The sequence below is a fragment of the Brachyspira pilosicoli genome, from assembly GCF_008016535.1.
Taxonomy (GTDB): domain Bacteria; phylum Spirochaetota; class Brachyspiria; order Brachyspirales; family Brachyspiraceae; genus Brachyspira; species Brachyspira pilosicoli_A.
In genome coordinates, this window is the sequence record NZ_SAXY01000045.1 from 17,586 (window position 1) to 39,108 (window position 21,523).

General features: G+C 26.9%; 18 protein-coding genes and 1 pseudogene. 13 read left to right on the forward strand and 6 right to left on the reverse strand.

Features of this window, described 5'->3' with window-relative positions:
• The first annotated feature begins 9 nt into the window (after nt 1-9).
• The 4 genes from yidD to EPJ72_RS07235 all read left to right on the forward strand — a co-directional run bounded on the left by yidD (nt 10) and on the right by EPJ72_RS07235 (nt 3,409).
• On the forward strand, nt 10-222 hold the full coding sequence (gene yidD, locus EPJ72_RS07220; protein ID WP_147731521.1) for a membrane protein insertion efficiency factor YidD: 213 nt from the start codon (nt 10-12) through the stop codon (nt 220-222).
• Nucleotides 223-248: 26 nt separating this feature from the next.
• Nucleotides 249-2,108 (forward strand): membrane protein insertase YidC, encoded by a 1,860-nt coding sequence (gene yidC, locus EPJ72_RS07225; protein WP_199749272.1) that lies wholly within the window; start codon nt 249-251, stop codon nt 2,106-2,108.
• A 26-nt stretch (nt 2,109-2,134) separates the two neighbouring features.
• Nucleotides 2,135-2,839, forward strand: a complete 705-nt coding sequence (gene jag, locus EPJ72_RS07230) for an RNA-binding cell elongation regulator Jag/EloR (RefSeq protein WP_147731522.1) — start codon at nt 2,135-2,137, stop codon at nt 2,837-2,839.
• Nucleotides 2,840-2,944: 105 nt separating this feature from the next.
• A complete protein-coding gene (locus EPJ72_RS07235) occupies nt 2,945-3,409 on the forward strand; it encodes a hypothetical protein (protein WP_242004957.1) in 465 nt (154 codons plus the stop codon).
• Here EPJ72_RS07235 and EPJ72_RS07240 read toward each other — a convergent pair.
• The gene (locus EPJ72_RS07240; protein WP_147731523.1) at nt 3,393-5,231 is read right to left on the reverse strand and encodes a GerMN domain-containing protein; all 1,839 of its coding nucleotides are present in this window, start codon (nt 5,229-5,231) and stop codon (nt 3,393-3,395) included. The genes EPJ72_RS07235 and EPJ72_RS07240 overlap by 17 nt on opposite strands.
• 145 nt (nt 5,232-5,376) lie before the next feature.
• On the opposite strand from EPJ72_RS07240, the gene EPJ72_RS07245 reads away from it, so the two are divergent.
• The 5 genes from EPJ72_RS07245 (at nt 5,377) to mnmH (ending at nt 10,218) form a co-directional block, all read left to right on the forward strand.
• Nucleotides 5,377-6,975, forward strand: coding sequence for a peptide ABC transporter substrate-binding protein (locus tag EPJ72_RS07245; protein ID WP_147731524.1), 1,599 nt, complete (start codon nt 5,377-5,379; stop codon nt 6,973-6,975).
• 148 nt (nt 6,976-7,123) lie between these two features.
• Nucleotides 7,124-7,534 (forward strand): META domain-containing protein, encoded by a 411-nt coding sequence (locus EPJ72_RS07250; protein ID WP_147731525.1) that lies wholly within the window; start codon nt 7,124-7,126, stop codon nt 7,532-7,534.
• Nucleotides 7,531-7,953 (forward strand): META domain-containing protein, encoded by a 423-nt coding sequence (locus EPJ72_RS07255; RefSeq protein ID WP_147731526.1) that lies wholly within the window; start codon nt 7,531-7,533, stop codon nt 7,951-7,953. The genes EPJ72_RS07250 and EPJ72_RS07255 overlap by 4 nt, the downstream gene beginning before the upstream one ends.
• A 441-nt stretch (nt 7,954-8,394) precedes the next feature.
• Nucleotides 8,395-9,177, forward strand: coding sequence for a class I SAM-dependent methyltransferase (locus EPJ72_RS07260; RefSeq protein ID WP_147731527.1), 783 nt, complete (start codon nt 8,395-8,397; stop codon nt 9,175-9,177).
• 21 nt (nt 9,178-9,198) lie between these two features.
• A complete protein-coding gene (mnmH, locus tag EPJ72_RS07265) occupies nt 9,199-10,218 on the forward strand; it encodes a tRNA 2-selenouridine(34) synthase MnmH (RefSeq protein WP_147731528.1) in 1,020 nt (339 codons plus the stop codon).
• 75 nt (nt 10,219-10,293) lie between these two features.
• Here the strand turns inward: mnmH and EPJ72_RS07270 are convergent, their stop codons facing one another.
• The 3 genes from EPJ72_RS07270 to EPJ72_RS07280 form a co-directional block, all read right to left on the reverse strand.
• Nucleotides 10,294-12,456, reverse strand: a complete 2,163-nt coding sequence (locus tag EPJ72_RS07270) for a methyl-accepting chemotaxis protein (RefSeq protein ID WP_199749273.1) — start codon at nt 12,454-12,456, stop codon at nt 10,294-10,296.
• 91 nt (nt 12,457-12,547) lie between these two features.
• Entirely contained in the window at nt 12,548-13,258 is a 711-nt protein-coding gene (gene tsaB / locus EPJ72_RS07275) for a tRNA (adenosine(37)-N6)-threonylcarbamoyltransferase complex dimerization subunit type 1 TsaB (RefSeq protein ID WP_147731530.1), read from the reverse strand.
• Complete coding sequence (locus EPJ72_RS07280; RefSeq protein WP_147731531.1) at nt 13,255-13,701, reverse strand: YaaR family protein; 447 nt, start codon at nt 13,699-13,701, stop codon at nt 13,255-13,257. Before EPJ72_RS07280 ends, tsaB begins: the two co-directional genes overlap by 4 nt.
• Nucleotides 13,702-13,908: 207 nt before the next feature.
• On the opposite strand from EPJ72_RS07280, the gene EPJ72_RS07285 reads away from it, so the two are divergent.
• The 4 genes from EPJ72_RS07285 to EPJ72_RS07300 all read left to right on the forward strand — a co-directional run bounded on the left by EPJ72_RS07285 (nt 13,909) and on the right by EPJ72_RS07300 (nt 18,906).
• Entirely contained in the window at nt 13,909-15,291 is a 1,383-nt protein-coding gene (locus EPJ72_RS07285) for a sodium-dependent transporter (protein WP_147731532.1), read from the forward strand.
• Nucleotides 15,292-15,450: 159 nt separating this feature from the next.
• Complete coding sequence (locus EPJ72_RS07290; RefSeq protein WP_147731533.1) at nt 15,451-15,843, forward strand: ArsR/SmtB family transcription factor; 393 nt, start codon at nt 15,451-15,453, stop codon at nt 15,841-15,843.
• Entirely contained in the window at nt 15,830-17,773 is a 1,944-nt protein-coding gene (locus tag EPJ72_RS07295; RefSeq protein ID WP_147731534.1) for a heavy metal translocating P-type ATPase, read from the forward strand. Before EPJ72_RS07290 ends, EPJ72_RS07295 begins: the two co-directional genes overlap by 14 nt.
• A 95-nt stretch (nt 17,774-17,868) precedes the next feature.
• Nucleotides 17,869-18,906: a mechanosensitive ion channel family protein gene (locus tag EPJ72_RS07300; protein WP_147731535.1), complete on the forward strand. Its 1,038-nt coding sequence runs from the start codon at nt 17,869-17,871 to the stop codon at nt 18,904-18,906.
• 3 nt (nt 18,907-18,909) lie between these two features.
• Here the strand turns inward: EPJ72_RS07300 and EPJ72_RS07305 are convergent.
• Both EPJ72_RS07305 and EPJ72_RS07310 read right to left on the reverse strand, forming a co-directional pair.
• A pseudogene (locus EPJ72_RS07305) lies at nt 18,910-20,264 on the reverse strand (methyl-accepting chemotaxis protein).
• 61 nt (nt 20,265-20,325) lie between these two features.
• Nucleotides 20,326-21,519 (reverse strand): DUF4384 domain-containing protein, encoded by a 1,194-nt coding sequence (locus EPJ72_RS07310; protein WP_147731536.1) that lies wholly within the window; start codon nt 21,517-21,519, stop codon nt 20,326-20,328.
• Nucleotides 21,520-21,523: the final 4 nt, after the last annotated feature.

The following is a 21,523-nucleotide window of genomic DNA, read 5'->3' on the forward strand; positions in this document are numbered from 1 at the left end:
TAGTTTTTTATGCTTAAGAAAATATTATTGTTTTTAATTTTTATATATCAAAAAGCAATATCACCATACATTAGACCTTCTTGCAGGTATATTCCTTCTTGTTCTGAATATGCTAAACAAGCTGTTATAAAATATGGTGCTTTTAAAGGCAGTTTTCTCGCTATAGCAAGAGTACTTAGATGTAATCCGCTTGCCAAAAAAATATATGATCCTGTTCCATAATTATTTTTAAGGAGCTTTTTTGTTTTATGAGTAATAACAAGAGAATGATTTTAGCCGTTGCTCTCTCGGGAGTAATCTTGTTTGCGTATATGTTCTATCAGGCTAAGACAATTAAACCTATACCAAATGAAAATATACAAACTAATAATACAAATCAAATTAATACTGAAAATCAAAACACATTATTAAATACTTCAGAAATACAAAAAATTGATTATATAACTAATGATAATTTGTTACCTACTAATGATACTACTGAAACATTAGAAAATGATTATGTTATAGCTACATTTAAAAACGGTTCTTTGTTTTCATATAAACTTAAAAATTATTATAAACAAGATTCTGAAATAACAAATGAAATAGTTGATATGGTAGAGCAAGTTTATGAAGGTATATATCCTTTTACTTTAACTTTTCAAAACTTATCTAACTCTATAGCTTTACCTAATATTTTTAATTATTATTCTGTAAAAGAAAATAATACTATTATATATGTGGCAGATGCTGCTATAGAAGGTAATCCTATAAGAATAAAAAAGACTTTTGCTTTTGGAGAAGACCCTTATCAATTAACTAATACTGTAACTATAGAAAATCTCGGTGAAAAAGATTTGTCTATGTATTATTCTTATTTTTTAGGTACAGGTATTGGTCCTTATAGAACTGATAAAAATGCTGTAAGAGAGGATGCTACAAAGGCACAATATTTAATAAAGGGTAATGGTAAGTCAAAAGTTTTTCTCACTGGAGATATTGTTAAAGAAAATATATTTTCAAAATTATTTGGTTTTGGCGGAGGAGCTAAAACTAATAATCTTAGATATAATATTTATGAAGGGCAAGATAAATGGGTTGCTTTAAATAACAGATATTTTGCTATTATTTCTAGTCCTGCACAGTCTAATGCTAAATTTGAAACTATGACTTTTTCTAAACCTGTTACTAATGAATATAGAAATGATTTTCATATTGCTAATTTAATATCTGAGCATAATATAAAATCTGGTTCTTCTGTTGTAGATACTTATTCTGTTTATATAGGACCAAAGGTAAGAAGAATATTCTCTAAATATTATCTTGAAGAATCGTATGAATCAATATTCCAAGAATCTTTCTTAGGACTTAACTTAAGACCTTTAACTTATATATTAGATATTATTTTGAATGCTTTATATGGATTTACAAAAAGTTATGCTTGGGCAATAATATTATTTACTTTACTATTTAAAATTGTTACTTATCCGCTTAACCATGCTTCATACAAATCTATGAGAAAGATGCAGCTGGTTAATCCTAAAATAGAACGTATTAGAGAGCAGTATAAAGATAATCCTGAAAAGTTAAATGCTGAAATCATGAATATTTATAAAAGGGAGAAAATTAATCCTTTAGGTGGATGTTTGCCTATGCTTTTACCATTCCCACTTCTTATAGCATTTTTCTATTTGATGCAGTCTATGGTGGAACTAAGAAACACTCCTTTCCTATGGATTACAGATTTATCTTCTCCAGATAGGTTATTTGTATTTCCAGCAGCTATACCTATTTTAGGCGGTTTTAATTTTAATTTATTCCCTATACTTATGGCTATTACAAGTTATGTTAGTATGAAGATACAGCCTTCTTCTTCTGCTGGTGCTTCTGGACAGGCCGCTATGCAGATGAAAATGATGACTACTATATTCCCGCTTATGATGCTTCTTATGTTCTATAATTTTGCTAGTGGTTTGGCTTTGTATTGGACTGCACAAAACGTTTTTGGGGTAATTCAGCAATTTATAACTTCAAGACTTTTAAATAAAAATGATTCTAATAATAATAATGAAACTGTTATTGAGAATAAATATACTAAAAAAGGAAATGCAAAAAAGAAAAGAAAATAGATTTATTCTTTTTTAAGGAGGAAATTATGTTAGTAAAAGAGTTTAGCGGTAAATCTGAGAGGGACGCTATTAATAATGCCCTTACAGAACTTAATCTTACAGAGGACCAAGTTAGAGTAGAAGTAATAGATAAAGGTAAAAGGAGTATTCTTGGTATAGGAGAAGATTCTCCAACTATTATAAGAGTTTTTTATGAAGAGTTAGCTAATGATTTGAATGAATTTCAAGAAATCATGACTACTGTTTTAAAATATATGGGTATCAATGCTGAAGTAACTGTAAAAGAAGAAACTGAGAAAAGAATATATATAGATATTTCTACAGAAGATTCTGGAGTTTTAATTGGTAAGAAAGGAAATACTTTAGAGGCTTTACAATTTGTAATATCATTAATAGCTTCTAAGAAATTTGGCGATAATAATGAAAGACATATTATATTAGATGTTGATGGATATAGAGATAGACGTGAAGAAACTTTAAAGCATATGGCTCGTCAAGCTGCACAGCAAGCTAAAAGAACTAGAAGAACTGTTTCGCTTGAACCTATGTCGCCTTATGAAAGAAGAATAATACACTTAGAATTACAAAACGACCAAGATGTAGAAACAAAAAGTGATGGAGAGGCTCCATATAGAAGTGTTAGAGTTTATTCTAAAAAGAAAGGCGGATACAATAATAAAAGATATAATGATAAAGGTGGATACAATAAGTCTTATTATAGAAATAGATAATAAAAAATATAGGCTGCATTAAGAAAATGCGGCCTTTTTTATTATTGTAAAATATTAAAATTGTTATATTATTATAATCAAGTAATTTATTGGAGGTAGGATAAAATGATAAAAAAGCTGCTATACTTTATTTTTGTTATTTTATTTATTGGCTGTTCCAATAAAGATAAAACTAGTAGTGATACATTTAGTGTTGATTATTCGAAGGGCTTAGAACAATTTAATAAAAGCAGTTATGTTTCTTTTGATAGTTTTGATGCTTCAAGTGTTGATGCTAATTTAAAAAATGCATATTTATGGGTGTCTATAAAATATAATAAATTATCTTCTTCTGTTAACAGCAATAATACTGATGAGCCTGATTATTTATTATATTATGAAGTTGAAGGAAAGGAATTGGATTATACTTTTTCTATACCAAAAGCAAATCAAAAATTCATAGAAGGTTCTTTAACTTTTTCTGAAGATGCATCATCTCTTACAATTAAGTTTACAAAAAATATATTATATCCTGCCCTTGTAGGAAAAGTTTTATATGTAATAAAAAGTAATATTATTCAAATCTTTTAAATGGCATGTTTTCTATAGATCCTTCTGCCCCTATAGTTTCATTTAAATTGCCATCTATTAAAAATATAACATTATCTATACCTTCAAATTGTGTTGCTGTGTATACTAATTGATATATTTGAAGCATAGTGCCTTCATTTCCAAGAGGATTAAATTCAAAGCTTTCATTGAAATTCAAATATACTGTATTACCTTCTACAAATATGTCTAATAATTCTGTATCTTTAGGTATGCAGCTTATGATATTATTTTTGTTTTCATTATCAGTAGCACCCCTTAATAGAGTTTTTATTGTTTCTTCTATTGAATTATTATTTTCTATATTTCTCTTTCTAAATATTAATGTAATAGAGCCTGTATTTTCATCATATTCTACTAAATATACTCCTTCATTGCTTGTGTTTTTTAAGTTTCTTTCATTAGAATAATCTCTTTTTACACTATTATTTGCTTTTGAAGTTTTATATTTTGCTATGTCTTTTTGTGCTTTTTGTATAATTTCTTTTTTATTTGCATTTTCTTTTGTGTTTATTATTTTATTTTCTTCTCTTATTATATTATTATTTATTTGTCTTTCAGTATTGTTAATTATTCTTTCATTGTTATTAATTACTCTATCAGTATTATTAGGATTTACTAAATCATTTATCACTCTATTATAATCATTATTGTTTTTTATTATGTTATTATTGTTTGGGATTACACTTGTTTGAGAGTTTATTATTAAATCTCTTTTTGATGTTGTTTCTTCTCTTATAATGTTATTTTTATTTTCTGTTATATTATTATTAACTAAACTATCTGCTAATCTTTCATAATCTTGTTGAGTGTTATTTTTTATAGTAGTTTTTTCAACTGAATCATTTCCTGAATTTATTACTCTTTCTCTAGAATTATAATCATTCTCTTCTTTTTTATCTCCTCTAAAATAATAATTATAATTGTTCGTATTATATTTTTCTTTAGGTTCATTATTATTTCTCATATAGCTTGGAGGAGTTGAACTATATGTTGTAGTTGCAGGACGCATTGTTTTTATATCTCTTGTGGTATTTTCTTTGGGTTTTAGTATATCATAAAATATACTTGAAGAGATGTTGCTATTATTTGTTGCAGCAGTATTTTTATTTTCTTGAGTGGTTTTATTATTTATTGAATTAGTTACTTTTTCTAGATAGTTCTTTTCTTCTACTTGGGTTTTATTTTCTAAATTATTATTTTCGTTTATTGGGTTATTGTTATTCAAATTTCTGTTTTGCTGTATCATCTCTTGTATGTAATTATATGAATCATTAACTATATTATTTTGATTTTCTTCTTCTATTGTATTTTCTATGTTATTTTTTTTCTCTTCCATATAATTTTGATTAGCATCCTGATTATTTTTATTATTATTGAAAAATACAGATAAAGATTCTCTTGTAATTGTAGAGTTATTCTGGAGCATATTTGTATTTATAGAAGTTTCAAGCATAGAATTTGTTTCGTATGCCATAATAGATAAAGTTTCATTTGTATTAGATTTTATAAAGAAATTAAATAGAGGCACATTATCCAAGAAACTTATTTTATTTTCATTTTCACTTCCTGTTGTTTCTAATGTGAGAGCTTCTCTATGATTAATACTAAAAAAGTCTTTTACGGCAATATCAACCATAGGTGAATATTTTTTTATAACAGTAAATAGTATAGATACAAGTAATATAAATGAAACTGATATAATTATAGGTTTTTTAAAATTGAATTCTTTATCTTCATTTCTTGTTCTTCTTGTATATGATATACCTTTAGATTTAGCTTTTAATTGCTCATATCTTGGCACTTTACAACTCCAATTTTTAGTGTATCGTTATAATTATCGAAAAAATATAAAATAGTGTTAGAATTTTATCATATATATAAGTAATTAATTGCATTATATTTCTAAATATAGTATTATTAAATAATTATTATAGAAGGGGAGAATTATGTTAAAAAGAATATTACTATTTTTTTGTATTTTTGTTTTAATTTTTTCATGTAATAATAATCTAAATCGTTCTTCAAAAGAGTTATTTATTAATGCGGGTGAAGAACCTAAAACTATAGACCCTACATTATCTGGAAATGACTTTGTTTATCCAAGGCATGTGTTTGAAACTTTGATAATTAAGGATAAAAATGGAAATTTACAAGGCGGTGCTTGTGAGAATTGGGATGTTTCAGATGATGGTCTTACATATACTTTTCATTTGAGAGAGAATGCTAAGTGGTCTGATGGATTCAATGTAACGGCAAATGATTTTGTTTATGCTTTGCAAAGAGCTGCTAACCCTGATAGTGCAGCAGAGTATACTTCATTTGTAGAATATATAAAAAATGCTATAAAGATACTTTCTAGTGAACTTCCTGTAGAAGAGCTTGGAGTAAAAGCTATAGATGATTATACTTTAGAAATAACTTTAGAAGCTCCTACGGGGTATTTTTTAGATATACTTACTTATCCTATATTTGCTCCTGTTAGAAAAGATATAATAGAAAAATACGGAGATAAATGGTCATTAAGCCCAGAAAGTTATATTGGTAATGGGGCATTTGTTATGACAGAGAGAAATCCTGATGAAAAAATAGTTGTAGTAAAAAATACTAACTATTGGAATAAAGATAATATTGTTCCTGAGAAGATTACATTTGTGATGATGAAAGATGCCACTTTAGCACTTGCTGGTATAAAAGATGGTTCATTAGATTTTTCTGTTAATATTGTGGAGCAGGATTTAGAGAAATTTAAAGAAGAGGGCATAATTAATATAGCTCCATATTTTTCTACTGTTGCTTTCGGTATAAATGCTACAAATGAGGTTTTAAAAGATGTAAGAATAAGAAAGTCATTATCTTTAGCAATAGATAGAAATTACATAGTTGAAAATGTTGTACCTACTGCAAAATCACCTACTAGTGCTTGGGTTCCTGTGGGAGCTTATGATGTTAGCGGAGATTTTAGAGAAAATGGTGGGGAGTATATTGATTTATCTAAAGAGGCTTATTCTAATAATGTTGAAATGGCTAAAAAATTATTGGCTGAAGCTGGTTATCCTAATGGTGAAAATTTCCCTGTATTAGAATATAAAACTACTTCAGATTTAGTTTATATGCAGGTAGCAGAGGCTGTGCAGCAGATGTGGAAAGAAAATTTAGGTATTGATTTACAGATAACTTCTTTAGAATGGGCTGCTTATCAGCAAATGAGAAGCGAAAAAGATTATCAGCTTATAAGAACTTTATGGATTGGTGATTATAGTGACCCTATGACTTTTTTAGAAAATTATTTAAGTTATAGAAGCCAAAACTCTACAGGATACAGCAATATTATGTTTGATAAATATATAGAAACTGCTAGGTCTACTGCTAATCAAAATATAAGAATGGATGCTATGCATAAGGCTGAAAAATTATTAGTAGCAGAAGATAATTTGCTTATTCCGATATATAATCCATCAAATCCAACTTTAGTAAGTAAAAGATTAAAAGATTATGTTTTAACTCCATTGCAAGAATATCAATTCCATTATGCTTATTTAGAATAAATTATTAAATTGTATTTTATAATCCCTTATCTTTTTTTGATAAGGGATTTTTATTTTTAATAACATCTATTATTATAAAAAATAATTCTATTAATACCGATAATTATAACAATTTAATTATTTAAAATAATTTATTATTGGGACGTTTATGAAAAAATTGTTAGTTTTTATATTATTATTAATATGTTCATGTTCTACTATAGATAAAAATAAAATTGTAGAAAACAATATAACAGACAAAAAAGATATATTAGACGGCAGAAAGTTCAAATTGATTAGCATATATCCAGATATGAATATTACAATAGAATTTAATGAAAATAAAATAAATGGTTTTTCGGCAGTGAATAGATATTCATCTTTATATGAAATAGATGGAGATATCTTTAATGTTTATAATTTAATAACAACATTAATGTCTGGTCCAAAAGATAAGATGAAAGCAGAAGATGAATATTTAACCCTTTTAAAAGATGTTACATCATATAGAATTGAAAATAGAAAATTAACTTTGTATACAGTGCTTTCTAGCAATCATTTAATTTTTGAAGAGATATGATAAGAAATAATTTAAAAAAAAGACTTATAATATTATCTATTATATTTTTGATAGTATTTTCTTGTTCTTCTACTAAAAAGTCATTATCTGTATCAACTAGTACACTTACAGGTAAAACTTATAAACTTATGAATATGTTTGAAGATTATGGCATTACAATATCTTTTTATAATACGGAGTTTTATGGTTATGGAGGAGCTAATACCTATTTTGGAGAATATGAGCTTAGAAGGGGAAATATTTTGTTTATAAAAAATATAGAAGTAACTAAAATATCTGAAGAAGAAGATGCTTTAACAAAAGAAAAAGAGTATTTAAAATATCTAAATACTGCTTCCTCTATAGAGTTTAATGGTGAAGAATTAATTATAAACACTTTAGATAAAGATATTAAACTTATTTTTAAGAGACTTTATTAAAAATAATATATTAAAAAATTGTTTATAAATCCCGCCCTTTCTTTCTTTTTGTTATATTTTGATAATTTAATTTTTATTATATTTATTGCATGATTAGAAATTATAGTACCCGCCCTAAATTTCTTAAAATTTAAAATCTATGTACCGCACGGTAAATTTAATAAAAAATCTAAATTAATTTGAAATACAATTTAAATTATAATATAAGCTTATTTAACGTGCGGAAAACAGGGTTTATAATATTATTAAAGCTTGGGTGGGAGTGCTTCTTTTAATTTGTTTTAAATATATGTAAAAACAAAAATTCCATATAAAAGCATAAAGCCTAATAGGGTGGGGGATTAAAAAAGATTAAAAACTTAGTAAAATAATGTATTGACAATTTATAATATAAAAAATAAAATACAATGGATAAAAATGGAGGGTTAAAGAAATTATATAATGAAGCTTAAAGTTGATAAAAAGACAATTAGCATAAGAGATAATGATGATAACAATAGAGAAGTTTTAAGAGATATTTTAATTAATGATGATAATAAAGAAAAGTCGGATTTACATAAGTATTTTATAGAGAATAGAGAAGAAGCCGTTTATAAGCATTTATCTTACTTTGATGTTTATGAGAGATATTTTTCAAAGTTTAGAGGAAGAGATATTAATTTGCTTGAAATAGGGGTAGGATATGGCGGCTCTTTAAAGATGTGGAAAAATTATTTTTCTATAGATGGTGCTAAAGTAAATATTTATGGTATTGATAAAAAGGAGAAATGCAAACGTTTTGAAGATGATAATATAAAAATATATATAGGCTCTCAAAATGATAGAGATTTTTTAAGAGAGGTAAAAAAAGAAATACCAAAATTGGATATACTAATTGATGATGGCAGTCATATAATGGAAGATCAGATAATTAGTTTTGAAGAGATGTATGATCATATTAAAGATGATGGTATTTATTTATGTGAAGATGTTTATACTTCTTATTGGACTAATTGTAATGGCGGATATAAAAATCCTAATTCATTTATAGAATATACAAAAAACTTGATTGATTATTTGAATGCATATTCTGCTATAGAAGGAGACAGTTTAGAGGCTAATAATTTTACTAATACTGCTTATTCTATCTCTTATTATGAGAGTTTAATTGTAATTGAAAAACGCATAAGAGATAGTAGGTATAATAGTTTTTGTCAGCAGGCTTCTATAGGAAAGACGATGTAATTATTTTGGAGTTATAATTGTATGGTAAAAAGAATAAATATAGAAGAGTTTTTAAGATTACAAAAAGAAGAGAAATTGCCTGTTATAGATGTTCGTTCACCTTCAGAATTTAATCATGCTCATATACCAAATGCTAAAAATGTTTATTTATTTGATGATGAAGAGAGAAGGGTAGTTGGTACTATATATAAAAAAGAGGGTAGAGAAGCTGCTATATTGAAGGGACTTGAATATGTTGGAAGCAGAATGGCTGATATATTACGAAAAGTTGAAAAAATCGCTAAGGATAATATTATATTAATGCATTGTTTTAGAGGTGGAATGAGAAGTGAATCAGTTGCTTGGCTGTGTTCTAATTATAAATATGATGTTTATGTATTAGATAAGGGATATAAGAGTTATAGACGATATGTTTTAGAATCATTTAATAATAAGAAGTATAAAATTAACTTGGTTACAGGAAGAACAGGAAGCAAAAAAACTTTGATATTAAATAGATTAAAAGAATTAGAGTATAATGTTTTAGATTTGGAATGTATTGCTAAGCATAAAGGATCTGCTTTTGGTTGGATTAATGAAGGCGAGCAGCCTAGTCAGGAGCAATTTGAAAATAATTTATGCTATGAATTGTGTAAATATAATAATGGTTGTTCTTTATGGGTTGAAGATGAAAGTTTATTAATAGGAAAAAGAGCTATACCAAGAGGTTTTTTTGATAATATGAAAAAGCCTGAGAATATCATATATTTAAATGTTCCTATAGAAGAGAGAGCTAAATATATAACTGACACCTATGGAAAATATAGCATTGATGATTTAAAAGAATCTATAATAAAAATAAAAAAACGTCTTGGTGATGAGCGAATGAGAGAGGCTTTATCTTTACTAGAAGAAGGTAAAATATATGAATGTGTTTTAGTTTTATTATACTATTATGATAAGGCTTATAGATTAAGTATTCAAAAAGAAGATAAAATAATTAATGTAGAATGCGGTGCTTTAAGTATAGATGATATAGTATCTGTAATTTCAAAAATTTAATTTTATTATTATTTTATATAAAAAAAGGATTAACCATTTTGGCTAATCCTTTTATTTTTCTTATTCTATTATTTATTAGAATGATTCAAACTCGTCATCGTCATTTGCAGGAGCATTAAAAGTAGAACCAAATTCTTTATCAGAAGAAACACTTGCAGGTTTAGTTTCCTCATAAGGTTTTTTAGCAGGTTCTGATGATTTTTTTAACGGGCTTTTTAATTCTGGTTTTTTATACATAGTATAGTCTTTTTTAGGTTCTTCTTTTTTTACTATAGTATTAGACTTTTTATCTTCTTTCTTTTCTTGATTATTTGCTTTTACAGGTATTTCACACTCTGCATTTCTCAACTTAAAGAATGCCATAGCAGTTAATAACTCTTTAGATTGAGAGAATAAAGTTTCAGAAGAAGCACTAACTTGTTCTACTAAAGCAGCATTTTGCTGAGTAGCCGTATCCATTTGAGCTATAGCTATATTAACCTGATCAACTCCAGCCTGCTGTTCCATAGCAGTAGAGCTTAAATCCTGCATAATCTTAGCAGTCTCTTCAATTTGTTCTTTTAAGTTTTTGAATATCTCTGTTGATTCTCTAGCTGTTTCTGTAGCAGTAGCAATTTTCTCTTCAGAGTCAGAAACTAAAGTAGTAATATCTTTAACAGAAGCCTGAGTAGTTTGAGCTAAGTTTCTAACCTCAGAAGCAACAACTGCAAATCCTCTTCCCTGTTCACCCGCACGAGCAGCCTCAACAGCAGCATTCAAAGCAAGTATGTTTGTTTGGAATGCAATAGATTCAATTATTTTTGTAATAGCACTGATTTTTGAGCTTGATTCATAAACAGCTTCAATGTTTTTAGTAGTCTCTTCAATAATTCTTCCAGCCTCATCTATAGCATTACGGGAATTAATCATCATGTTATTTCCTTCAACAGTATGTTCTGCGGAAGTTTTTATTGTAGAAGCAATCTCTTCCATAGAAGAAGCAGTTTCCTCAAGACCAGAAGCCTGATTTTCTGTTCTATTTGATAATTCTATGTTTTGCTGAGCTACTTCCTGAGCAGAAGCTTTTACTATGTCAGCACTGCAATATACAGTTTTTACTTTTTCATTAAGAGTATTTAATGTACTTGCTATAGAACCTGCTACTATAGCAAATTCATCTTTTCTATTAAGCACAGGTTCTGGTACATACCAGTCTAAATCACCCTCAGATAATCTTGTCAAATCTTTAGCTAATAATTTTAATGTAGTTGTAATGCCTCTTATATACATAAATATTATGAAACATGTAATTATTAATATAACGACAGTACCAATTCTTGAATAAAGCCTCATAGAATAAGTATGGGCAAATAATTCTTTTGATGCTATACTCATTACTATAGACCAACCAGAAATAGGCTCTCTATAGAAAGCTGAGAAAGAATCTTCGCCATTAAATGGAGATTTGAACTCATAAGTACCAGACTCATTTTCAGAAGCATAAATAATATAATCAGCATTTTTAAGAGTTTCATTTCTAACATGTTCAGGAATAGGGTCTGCTATAACATTTCTGTCTGTATCTATAACAAAAGGGTGTCCAGTATTTCCAAACTTAACTAACTCTAATTCATCATCTATAAACCCTAACCAATCTACTAATATAGCAACACTTCCTATTATAGTTCCTAATGAGTTTTTTATAGGACTAAATACTACTACTAAATATAGCCCATCAGTAATAGAAGAAGGTATTACAGTTTTATACATAGCTGTTTGTCCGGCTTTTACTTTTCCCCATGCTTCTGTAGTATTTAACCTAACCATAGTAGGAGAATTAATGATTTTTCCATCAGCACTGTCTAATACTATGTTGCCATTAACATCATATAAAGCTAATCCCTTTAATTGGTAATTATTGTTAGCGAGTTTTTTTAATACATTTTGAGCTGCAAGAGCAGTTTCAGGAGTGTTTAAAGCTAAATATTTAGTTAATTCTGTATGACTTTTAGATATTGAATCAGCTAAAACCATAGCCTGTTTTAACCACACGTTAACCATTCTTGAATATATCTTAGTAGATGACTCTAAACCAAATATAGCCCCTTGCCTTATCCCTTGAGTACCTATATTTAAAATTATAACAACTAATATTGTTGTCATTATTGTTATAATAGCTGTAACAAATAAAGGTACTTTTACCGACAAAGATTGCAACTTTTTCACTTTTAAACTCCATTTTCTATTTATTAACTGCATAATAATAACTACTATTTTTAATCAAGTCAAGTAGTTTCAACTTGTTTTTTATACTTTTTTATGCTATTTAATATTATCGTAAAATATGTATTTAATTTTTAATATGGAGTTTATTTTCTGCTTCACTTTTTCTTATATATAGAGGATTTAATGAAAATATGTTATCGAATTGTTTTTTATTGTAACGTTCTTCTGATATTAAAATTGATTTTGATGCTTTTATAATATTATAAGAATTATCTAATATATTTAATTTGTATTCTTGCAAATTCTCTTTAAAATAAGTTTCATTTTTTGAAAAACCATCTCCGCATAATGTGATAGAATTATCTTTTGTTGATATATCTTTTATTAAATTTATTACTTCTTTATAAGTTAAATCTAGATTTTCTCTTATTTTTGTATTATCTTTGTATATATTAGCATAAATACTTCCTTTTCTTGCATCTATCATGGATAATTTTATACCATTAAATGAGGCTATATTTTGATATAATGTATCTAAACTTGATACCCCTATAATCGGTATGTTTTTTGCGTAACATATTGTCTTTATTGTAGAAAATGCTATTCTAATTGCTGTAAATGAGCCTGGACCTATGCCCATTACTATACAATTAATTTCGTTTAGAGATGTTTTATTATCTTCTAAAAAATTGCTTAATATTGGAAGTAATTCTTCATTATGATTCTTTATATTTTCTTTATTTATTTCTACTATATCATTTATATCATTATCTTTTTTTAATGCTATAGAAAAGCTTGATGATACTGTGTCGAATGATAATATATTATTACTCATGACATTAAATTTATTACTAAACCTTTAAGTCTCATCATTTTATTTGCTATTGCTATATGATTTTTTTGTTCTTTCATAATTTCTCTGTATAGAGAATCTAATTCTTCATTTATTTTTGATACTACTTGGAATTTCTTTAGGTTTGAGAATACAGTTCTTATCTTATATGCATCTTTTATTACTTTTTCTGTTAGCGATGTTATTAAATCTCTGAATTTCTGAAAATCTTTAATATTAGCACTTTTTTCCAACACATTTCCAGCATCATAAATTTGTCTTTTTAATTCATCTAATTCTAATGAATATTTTCTAATTTCTCTTTCTTCTTCGAGCATTGCCGCAAAAGAAGAAGATGATGTTGCAACTTTCATAGATGTGGTTTCAGGATGCATTAATATATTATTTAAGTTTATATCAGTATTTCTTCTTTCTTGTACTCTCATAGCGGAATCCTTTGAGTTATGTTAACTAGAATAATATTATGTTAACCTAACATATATCGCAAAAAATAGCAACATAATAAATGTCGTATTTTTAAAAAAATGCTTTATTTATTTTTAATTTTCGTTAAAAATGTTATATTACTACTTGAAGTAATTATATAATATTGTATAATAGCACTCAATATTTTATTAAAAAGGAGTTTTTTTATGGATATTAAAAGGGAGAGATTATCAAGTAGATTAGGTTTTTTACTTGTATCAGCTGGATGTGCTATAGGGCTTGGCAACATATGGCGATTTCCCTACATTACTGGAAAATACGGCGGAGCTGCTTTTGTTATAATATATATAATATCATTATTAGTAGTAGGCATACCAATACTTATAATGGAGTTTAGCATAGGACGTGCTGGGCAAAGAGATATTGCGGGTTCTTATAAAGTATTAGAAAAGAAGGGGTATAAATGGCATATAATTGGTTATGTGCAAATAATTGGCTGTTTGATACTTATGATGTTTTATACTACGGTTGCGGGTTGGAGTATAATATATGCTTTTTATATGTTAGTTGGAAAGGTAGATAATCTTAGTGCTGAAGGGGTAGGTGAGCTTTTTGGAGCTACTCTTGCTAGTCCTTATATTAGTGTTATTGGTTTATTTGTTACGGTTTTATTAGCCACTATAATATGTTTTATTGGACTTCAGAAGGGGGTTGAGAAATACTCTAAGTTTATGATGTCTTCTTTATTTGTAATAGTAGTTATACTTATAATAAGGTCTGTTACTTTGCCTAATGCTATTGAGGGAGTTAAATTCTACTTGCTTCCAGACTTGGGAAAAATGTTTGATGGTGGAATAAAAAACTTTTTTGAAGTAGTTTATGCTGCTGTTGGGCAGGCATTTTTTACTTTAGGCATTGGTATAGGAAGCATGACTATTTTTGGAAGCTATATAGGAAAAGAGAGAACTATAACAAATGAAACTCTTATAATAGTAGTGTTAGATACTTTAATTGCTTTTTTGTCTGGGCTTGTTATATTTCCTGCAAGTTTTGCTTTTGGGGTTAATCCTGGAGAGGGGCCTGGACTTGCTTTTGTTACTTTACCTAATATATTTAATTCTATGCCTTTATCTAGATTTTGGGGAGTATTGTTCTTCGTGTTTTTATCTATGGCAGCACTTACTACGGTTATAACTGTATTTGAGAATTTAATTGCTTTTACTATGTCTGAGTTTAATTTAAAAAGAAATATCTCTTCAGTAATAGTTGGTATTGTAGTCTTTGTTTTAGGTTCTACTACTGCATTAGGTTTTAATGTATTATCTTTTATACAACCTATGGGAAAGGGCAGCAGTTTTTTAGATTTATATGACTTTATTGTTACATATAATTTAGTTGAGCTTGGAGGAATATATATAATAGTATTTTGTGTTTCTAAATATGGCTGGGGATGGAATAATTTTATAAAGGAAGCTGATATGGGAATGGGAATTAAATTTCCTCAATTTACAAGAGTTTATATAACATATATTCTTCCTCTAATTATATTTATAATATTTATAATTAATTATGTTGTTAAGTTTTCTTAAACAAATTAGTTTATAAATATTAAATAAGCTGATACATAAAAACAATAGACAATTTTTTGGAGAGTATTATACTCTCCTTTTTTTATATATTAGGTATTGACATTTTTTTATATAAGTATATCATTATATTATAATATAGTTATATAGAGATGAATATTTATGAAAAAAAATAATAAAAATAATAAACAACAAAACATCATAGAAAGCTATGAAGATAATTGTGAAATCAACACGAAAGAAGAGAATATATCTTCATATATACCAAAACTTCCAAATGATGATGAGTTTTCGGTTTTAGCTAATTTCTTTTCTGTGTTTTCTGACCCAACTAGATTAAAAATAATATCTGTTTTAAGTGAAAAGGAATTATGCGTTCATGAATTGGTATCTTTTCTTGATATGAAGCAGCCTTCTGTATCACAGCATTTAAAGATGTTATGGCAGGCTAGGGTAGTGAAGAAAAGAAAAGTTGGGCTTCACGTTTTTTATAGGCTTGATGATGAACATATAGAAAAAATTTATGCTTGGGGGTATGAGCATGTTAAAGAATAAAGAAAAAGTTTTATTTATTAGTGAAATTAGTATTTCTTTAATTGTTTTAATTTTAATGCATTTTTTGCATGATAGGATTCATGGTTTAATAGAATATATAATATTTTTTATACCTTATTTTATTTTAGGCATAGATGTTTTTAAGAATGCTGTATTAGATTTTGTGCATGGCAAGTTTATGAGAGAGAGTTTTCTTATGAGCATTGCTACAGTTGGAGCTATAATACTTCATCAATTACCAGAGGCTTTAGCAGTACTTCTTTTCTACAGAATAGGTGAATATTTTGAAGATATGGCTGTTGATAAATCTAAAAGAACAATAGCAGCACTTATGTCTATAAGAGCAGATTTTGCTAATATCATAAAAGAAGACGGTACTATAGAAAAAGTTGATATTTCTAAAGTTAATATAAATGATAATATATTAATTAATCCTTTTGAAAAAGTGCCTTTAGATGCTGTTATTTATGAAGGGGAGAGCTGGCTTGATACTAAAGCTTTAACAGGAGAGAGTATGCCAAAAGATGTAAAGGTTAATGATGAAATTTTAGCAGGTACTATAAACGGTGAAAGCAGTATAAAAGCAAAAGTAATTAGAGTTTATGCAGAGTCTTCAATAGTAAAAATACTAAAATTAGTTAGAGAATCTCAAAACAGAAAGGCAAATATAGAACAATTCATTACAAAGTTTGCAGGAATATATACTCCTATAGTTGTATTTGGTGCTATTTTACTTACTGTAATACCAACTATAATATACGGCAAAGAGTTTTTTAATGATTGGTTTTCACGTTCACTTACATTGCTTGTAGTTTCTTGTCCTTGTGCTTTTATGGTTGGCATTCCTTTAACATATTTTGCTTCTATAGGAAGAGCTTCAAAGTTTGGAATAATGGTTAAAGGCGGAGTATTTTTAGATTTGCTTGCTCAAACTAAAAAAGTAATATTTGACAAAACAGGAACTCTCACCAAAGGTAAGTTTTATATAAGAGAGATAGAAAATGCTGGTATATATGATGATGATACATTAATTAAATATGCGGCTTTGGCAGAAATAGGCTCTTCTCACCCTATAGGAATATCTATAGTAGAGCATTACAAAAAAAATCATGATATAAATGAAAGTTTAATAACATCACATAAAGATATTAGAGGTAAAGGCTCATCATCAATTATTGAAGGAAAAAATATTTTAATAGGAAAGCTTGATTTATTAAAACAAAATAATATAAATCTTCCAGAAAATATTAATAACAAGTTTAATGTTTATATTTCAATAGACGGTGAATATGCTGGAGCTTTTTATATTGATGATATTGTAAAAGAAGATACTAAAGAGGCTATTAATTTGTTAAACTCTATCAATATAGAAACTGCTTTAATTAGCGGAGATAATATAGAACGCGTTAGTTCATTTGCAAAAGAGAATAATATACAATCATTTAATGGAGGATGCTTACCAGAAGAAAAAGTAAATGTATTAGAAGGTATGATGAAAGAGAGTAAAGTATCAATATTTGTAGGCGATGGAATAAATGATGCTCCTTCTTTGGCACGTGCTGATATTGGTATTGCTATGGGAGGGCTTGGTTCTGATGCTGCTATAGAAAATGCTGATGTTATTATAATGGACGATAAGCCTTCAAAAGTTGCTGCTATTATTAAGCTTGCTAAAAAGAATCATATTGTTGTTTTAGAAAATATATTGCTTGCTTTAGTGATTAAATTTGGAGCTATAATACTTGGAGCTTTGGGGCTTGCTTCTATAACACTTGCAATATTTGCTGATACTGGTGTTACTGTTATAGTTGTACTTAATGCTTTAAGACTTCTTTATCCAATAGGTGAGAAATCAAATATTGAAAATGTAAGTGCTAAAAATATAGATATAAAAGTAACAAGTTGTGATTGCGGACATCATCATAGTTAATTTTTATAGTTATTAAATTATATTTTTTATATTTTAATATTTAAATATTTAAAAAAATATATATAATAATGAAAACAAATTAGTTTGGAGTTTTAATGGAATACCTAAAAGAGACCGTTTTTTATGGAAACAGCTTATTTAAATATTTAATTGCTTTAGTATTATTTATTTCAAGTTTTGCTATTATGAGGATTAGTCTTCTGATTTTAGTAAGACTATTAGTAAAGGTAAATGTTAGATTTCAGAATTCGTTTTTTTTCGCTTTATCAAAGAGTGTAAAAAGAAGAAGTTTGCCTGTTATATTTGTAGCTTCTTTAGCTATAGCAAAATCTACATTAGTATTGCCTAAGGTATTAGGGGGATATTGGGGTAAAATATTAGCTGTATGTATAATTGTTTTCTCTGTATTATTTATATGTGATGTTATAACCAACTTTACAGATAATTATTTATCACAGAAAAAAAATGTTATTTTATCTGACGGTATAATTACTTTAATAAAAGTATTAGTATGGATAATTGGTATTTTAACTATACTTTCAAATGTTGGTGTTAATGTTACTACACTTATTACTGGTCTTGGTATTGGCGGTGTTGCCGTTGCATTTGCTGCTCAGAGTATAATAGCCGATTTATTCAATTATTTTGTTATTGTTTTTGATAAGCCTTTTTTTAAAGGAGATTTTATACAGATTGATCAAGATTTAGGTACTGTTGAATATATAGGAATAAAATCTACTCGTATAAGAAGAAATACAGGCGAACAGCTTTTAATTTCTAATACTAATTTACTTGCTTCAAGGATAAAAAACTATAGAGTATTAGAGAGAAGAAGAAAATATATGGTTTTAGGAGTAGAATATTCCACTCCGTTAGAAACACTTAAAAAAATACCTGATTTAGTTAAAACTATTATAGAAAGTGAAAGTTCTACTACATTCTCTAGTGCAAGATTTGTAGAGTTTGCCGATTCTTCATTAAATTTTGAAGTGATATATTATGTTAATGTTTCAGATTATACTGAATTTGTTACTGTAGTAGAAAAGATTAACTATAAGATAGTAGAAGAGTTTGCTAAGATTAATGCTAACTTTGCATTCCCTTCAACAACAGTTTATCTCAGTAAAGAGTAAAAATTAAGGTTTTAACTTAAAATACTCTAACTTATTATGTACATTTAAAGTATCATCTGCTACTTCTTTACCCAAAATAGAACTTTGATGAACAAGCTCTGAGTTTTCTTGTGTTATAGTATTTAATTCATTCATAGCTAAATTAATTTCTTTTACACTATTTTCTTCTGTAGATACAGAATTATATACTTCCAAAAGAAGATTAGATACTTCATTAGCTGAGTTTTCTATTTTAGAAAGTATCTCTAAAGAGTGTGTAACAGATTCATATCCTACATCTATTTTTGATAAAGTTTTCTCTATAATACTAGTTATATTTCCTGCTGCATCATTAACATTATTAGCTAAGTTTCTAATTTCTAAAGCAACTACAGCAAATCCTTTACCTTGTTCACCAGCACGAGCAGCTTCTACTGCAGCATTTAATGATAAAATATTTGTTTGTAATGCAATATCCTGTATAAGTTTTGTAATATTTGAAATCTCTTTACTTGAAGATGATATATCATGCATATTATTAGATATTTTATTAACTGCTTCAACTCCGCTTTTTGAATAATCTGCTACTTCTATACCCATATCTTTTGCTAAATTACTATGTTTTGATGTTTCAGATATTGAGCTAAAAAGACTTTCTATTTGTATATCTTTATTTCATTAAAATGTGAAGAAAAATTGTCTTTAAAATTTGCAAATAATGTGTCTGTAAATAAATTATTGTCTTTATTTAATAAATACTTCTTGTCATCATGTGTTATATAAATCCCTTCTTTTGATACTATATTACATTCGCCATCAAAATTACTTTTTGCATTTTCAATTATTCCATTAATATCTGTAAAATCTATAGAAAATACACCAAGCAAAGAATTATTAGTATAAGCAGCCTTACTAAATGTAACAGTAAGTTCATTTACTATAAAATCTATATAAGGCTCACTTATATAAACATCATTTGTCATAACAGCACTTTTATACCAATCTCTTGAAGTTTGGTCATAAGAGCGGTCATATTCTGTTAATGTATTAATAAAAATACCGCCTTGAGAATATGGAACAGTTTCACCATAATATACATTTAAATAACCTGTATGTGATTTAGCAATATTGGTAAAAAAGTTTCCTATGGTTTCTATATTAGGGTTTGCTTCAAGGTTATTTACTACTGTGTTTACTGTGTTTTTTATTTCGTTAATTTGTCCTTCGGTTATATTTTTTAAGTTTAGTGTTTGAAAATGTTTTTCTTTTAAGAATTTATTTATATATATTGGTTTATAAATAATATATATTAATATAAATGATGTAAACAAAAATATTGAAAAAGTTAGAATAAACTTAAACATTAAACCTTTTTTCATTGCAAATCCTAAAATTTAAAATACTATGAAATTATAATACAAATATGAAAAAAATGCAAATTTATTGAATTTCAGGTTTAGAAGTAATATATATTTTAGATATTTGCCAATTATTAGAAAGTTGTAATTTGAGAGAGGATTTTAATTTTATTACCATTTCAGCGAGCCTAGTTTTATTTCCAGATTTAAATCCTTCTCCGCTAAAATATTGTTCTTCTAACCATATAGCTTCATTTTTTAAAAATATTGCATAGAAACTGTCTAATCCGAACGGAGCAGAAACTACCATTTTAAAAATAGAGCCTTCTGGAGAAATGGTATACTCTATATTAGAATCTATATTGTTTTTTTGAATATTATTGTTTTCTACATAATTATTAAAATCATTAGGATGCATTAAAATAATATTGCCGTCATTTTGTAAGGCTAATATATATAAATAACCATCTTCTGTTGAATTAAATTTTATTTTAAATGTTTCATTTTCTATTATTTCACCGCTATTTTTTATAATAATACTTTCATTGCTTGATGTAATTCTCTCTATTTCAAAGTTTAAATTAATATCACTATTTTCATTAGTAAGAGAATCTAATAAACTTTTTGCAAAATAAAATTCTAAATAAGTGCCAATTTCATTAACTTTAGAGTTAGCCTGATTTGAAGCTATAGATTTATATTCTTTAAGAGTTTCATTTTTTATTATATCTATCACTGTAAAGTTATAAAAAAGTTCATATTCATTTGTCGCAGCTGTATTATTAGTGTTTGAAGGTTCTCCTAATTTTTCTTCTATTATATCATTTAATTCTTTTTTTTCTTGAGTATAGTTATTTAATTTATCTAATGCATTTGATATTTCATTAGAGTAAGATTGAATAATTTCATTGGTAAGCAAAATATTTGTTATATTGTTTGTTTGCAAATTATTAGTTGATATATTATTAGTATTTTTTAGTTTAAATTCGCTGTCCATTATAATTGCAACATTGGCTTTTAAATTTGATGCTACTGTTAATCCTTGTTCAAATGTTAATTCATCTGTTTTAAATAAACGTTTTTTCATTCTGTCTACTGTTATAGTATTAGGATGTTTTAGATATGCAAAACGATTTATAGTTCTTACAATATCTTTTCTTAAAGGAGAATTATTTTTTAATTCATAATTCAAATCTACTATAGATATTTTTAATTGTTCTCTTGAATATAGACAAAATATATTTAACAGCAATATGATTAGAACTTTTAATTTCAAAAAA

Coding starts and splice junctions, on each gene's coding strand:
- yidD (WP_147731521.1), top strand. CDS start 10: ATGCTTAAGAAAATATTATTGTTTTTAATTTTTATATATCAAAAAGCA.
- yidC (WP_199749272.1), top strand. CDS start 249: ATGAGTAATAACAAGAGAATGATTTTAGCCGTTGCTCTCTCGGGAGTA.
- jag (WP_147731522.1), top strand. CDS start 2,135: ATGTTAGTAAAAGAGTTTAGCGGTAAATCTGAGAGGGACGCTATTAAT.
- EPJ72_RS07235 (WP_242004957.1), top strand. CDS start 2,945: ATGATAAAAAAGCTGCTATACTTTATTTTTGTTATTTTATTTATTGGC.
- EPJ72_RS07245 (WP_147731524.1), top strand. CDS start 5,377: ATGTTAAAAAGAATATTACTATTTTTTTGTATTTTTGTTTTAATTTTT.
- EPJ72_RS07250 (WP_147731525.1), top strand. CDS start 7,124: ATGAAAAAATTGTTAGTTTTTATATTATTATTAATATGTTCATGTTCT.
- EPJ72_RS07255 (WP_147731526.1), top strand. CDS start 7,531: ATGATAAGAAATAATTTAAAAAAAAGACTTATAATATTATCTATTATA.
- EPJ72_RS07260 (WP_147731527.1), top strand. CDS start 8,395: ATGAAGCTTAAAGTTGATAAAAAGACAATTAGCATAAGAGATAATGAT.
- mnmH (WP_147731528.1), top strand. CDS start 9,199: ATGGTAAAAAGAATAAATATAGAAGAGTTTTTAAGATTACAAAAAGAA.
- EPJ72_RS07270 (WP_199749273.1), bottom strand. CDS start 12,456: ATGCAGTTAATAAATAGAAAATGGAGTTTAAAAGTGAAAAAGTTGCAA.
- tsaB (WP_147731530.1), bottom strand. CDS start 13,258: ATGAGTAATAATATATTATCATTCGACACAGTATCATCAAGCTTTTCT.
- EPJ72_RS07280 (WP_147731531.1), bottom strand. CDS start 13,701: ATGAGAGTACAAGAAAGAAGAAATACTGATATAAACTTAAATAATATA.
- EPJ72_RS07285 (WP_147731532.1), top strand. CDS start 13,909: ATGGATATTAAAAGGGAGAGATTATCAAGTAGATTAGGTTTTTTACTT.
- EPJ72_RS07290 (WP_147731533.1), top strand. CDS start 15,451: ATGAAAAAAAATAATAAAAATAATAAACAACAAAACATCATAGAAAGC.
- EPJ72_RS07295 (WP_147731534.1), top strand. CDS start 15,830: ATGTTAAAGAATAAAGAAAAAGTTTTATTTATTAGTGAAATTAGTATT.
- EPJ72_RS07300 (WP_147731535.1), top strand. CDS start 17,869: ATGGAATACCTAAAAGAGACCGTTTTTTATGGAAACAGCTTATTTAAA.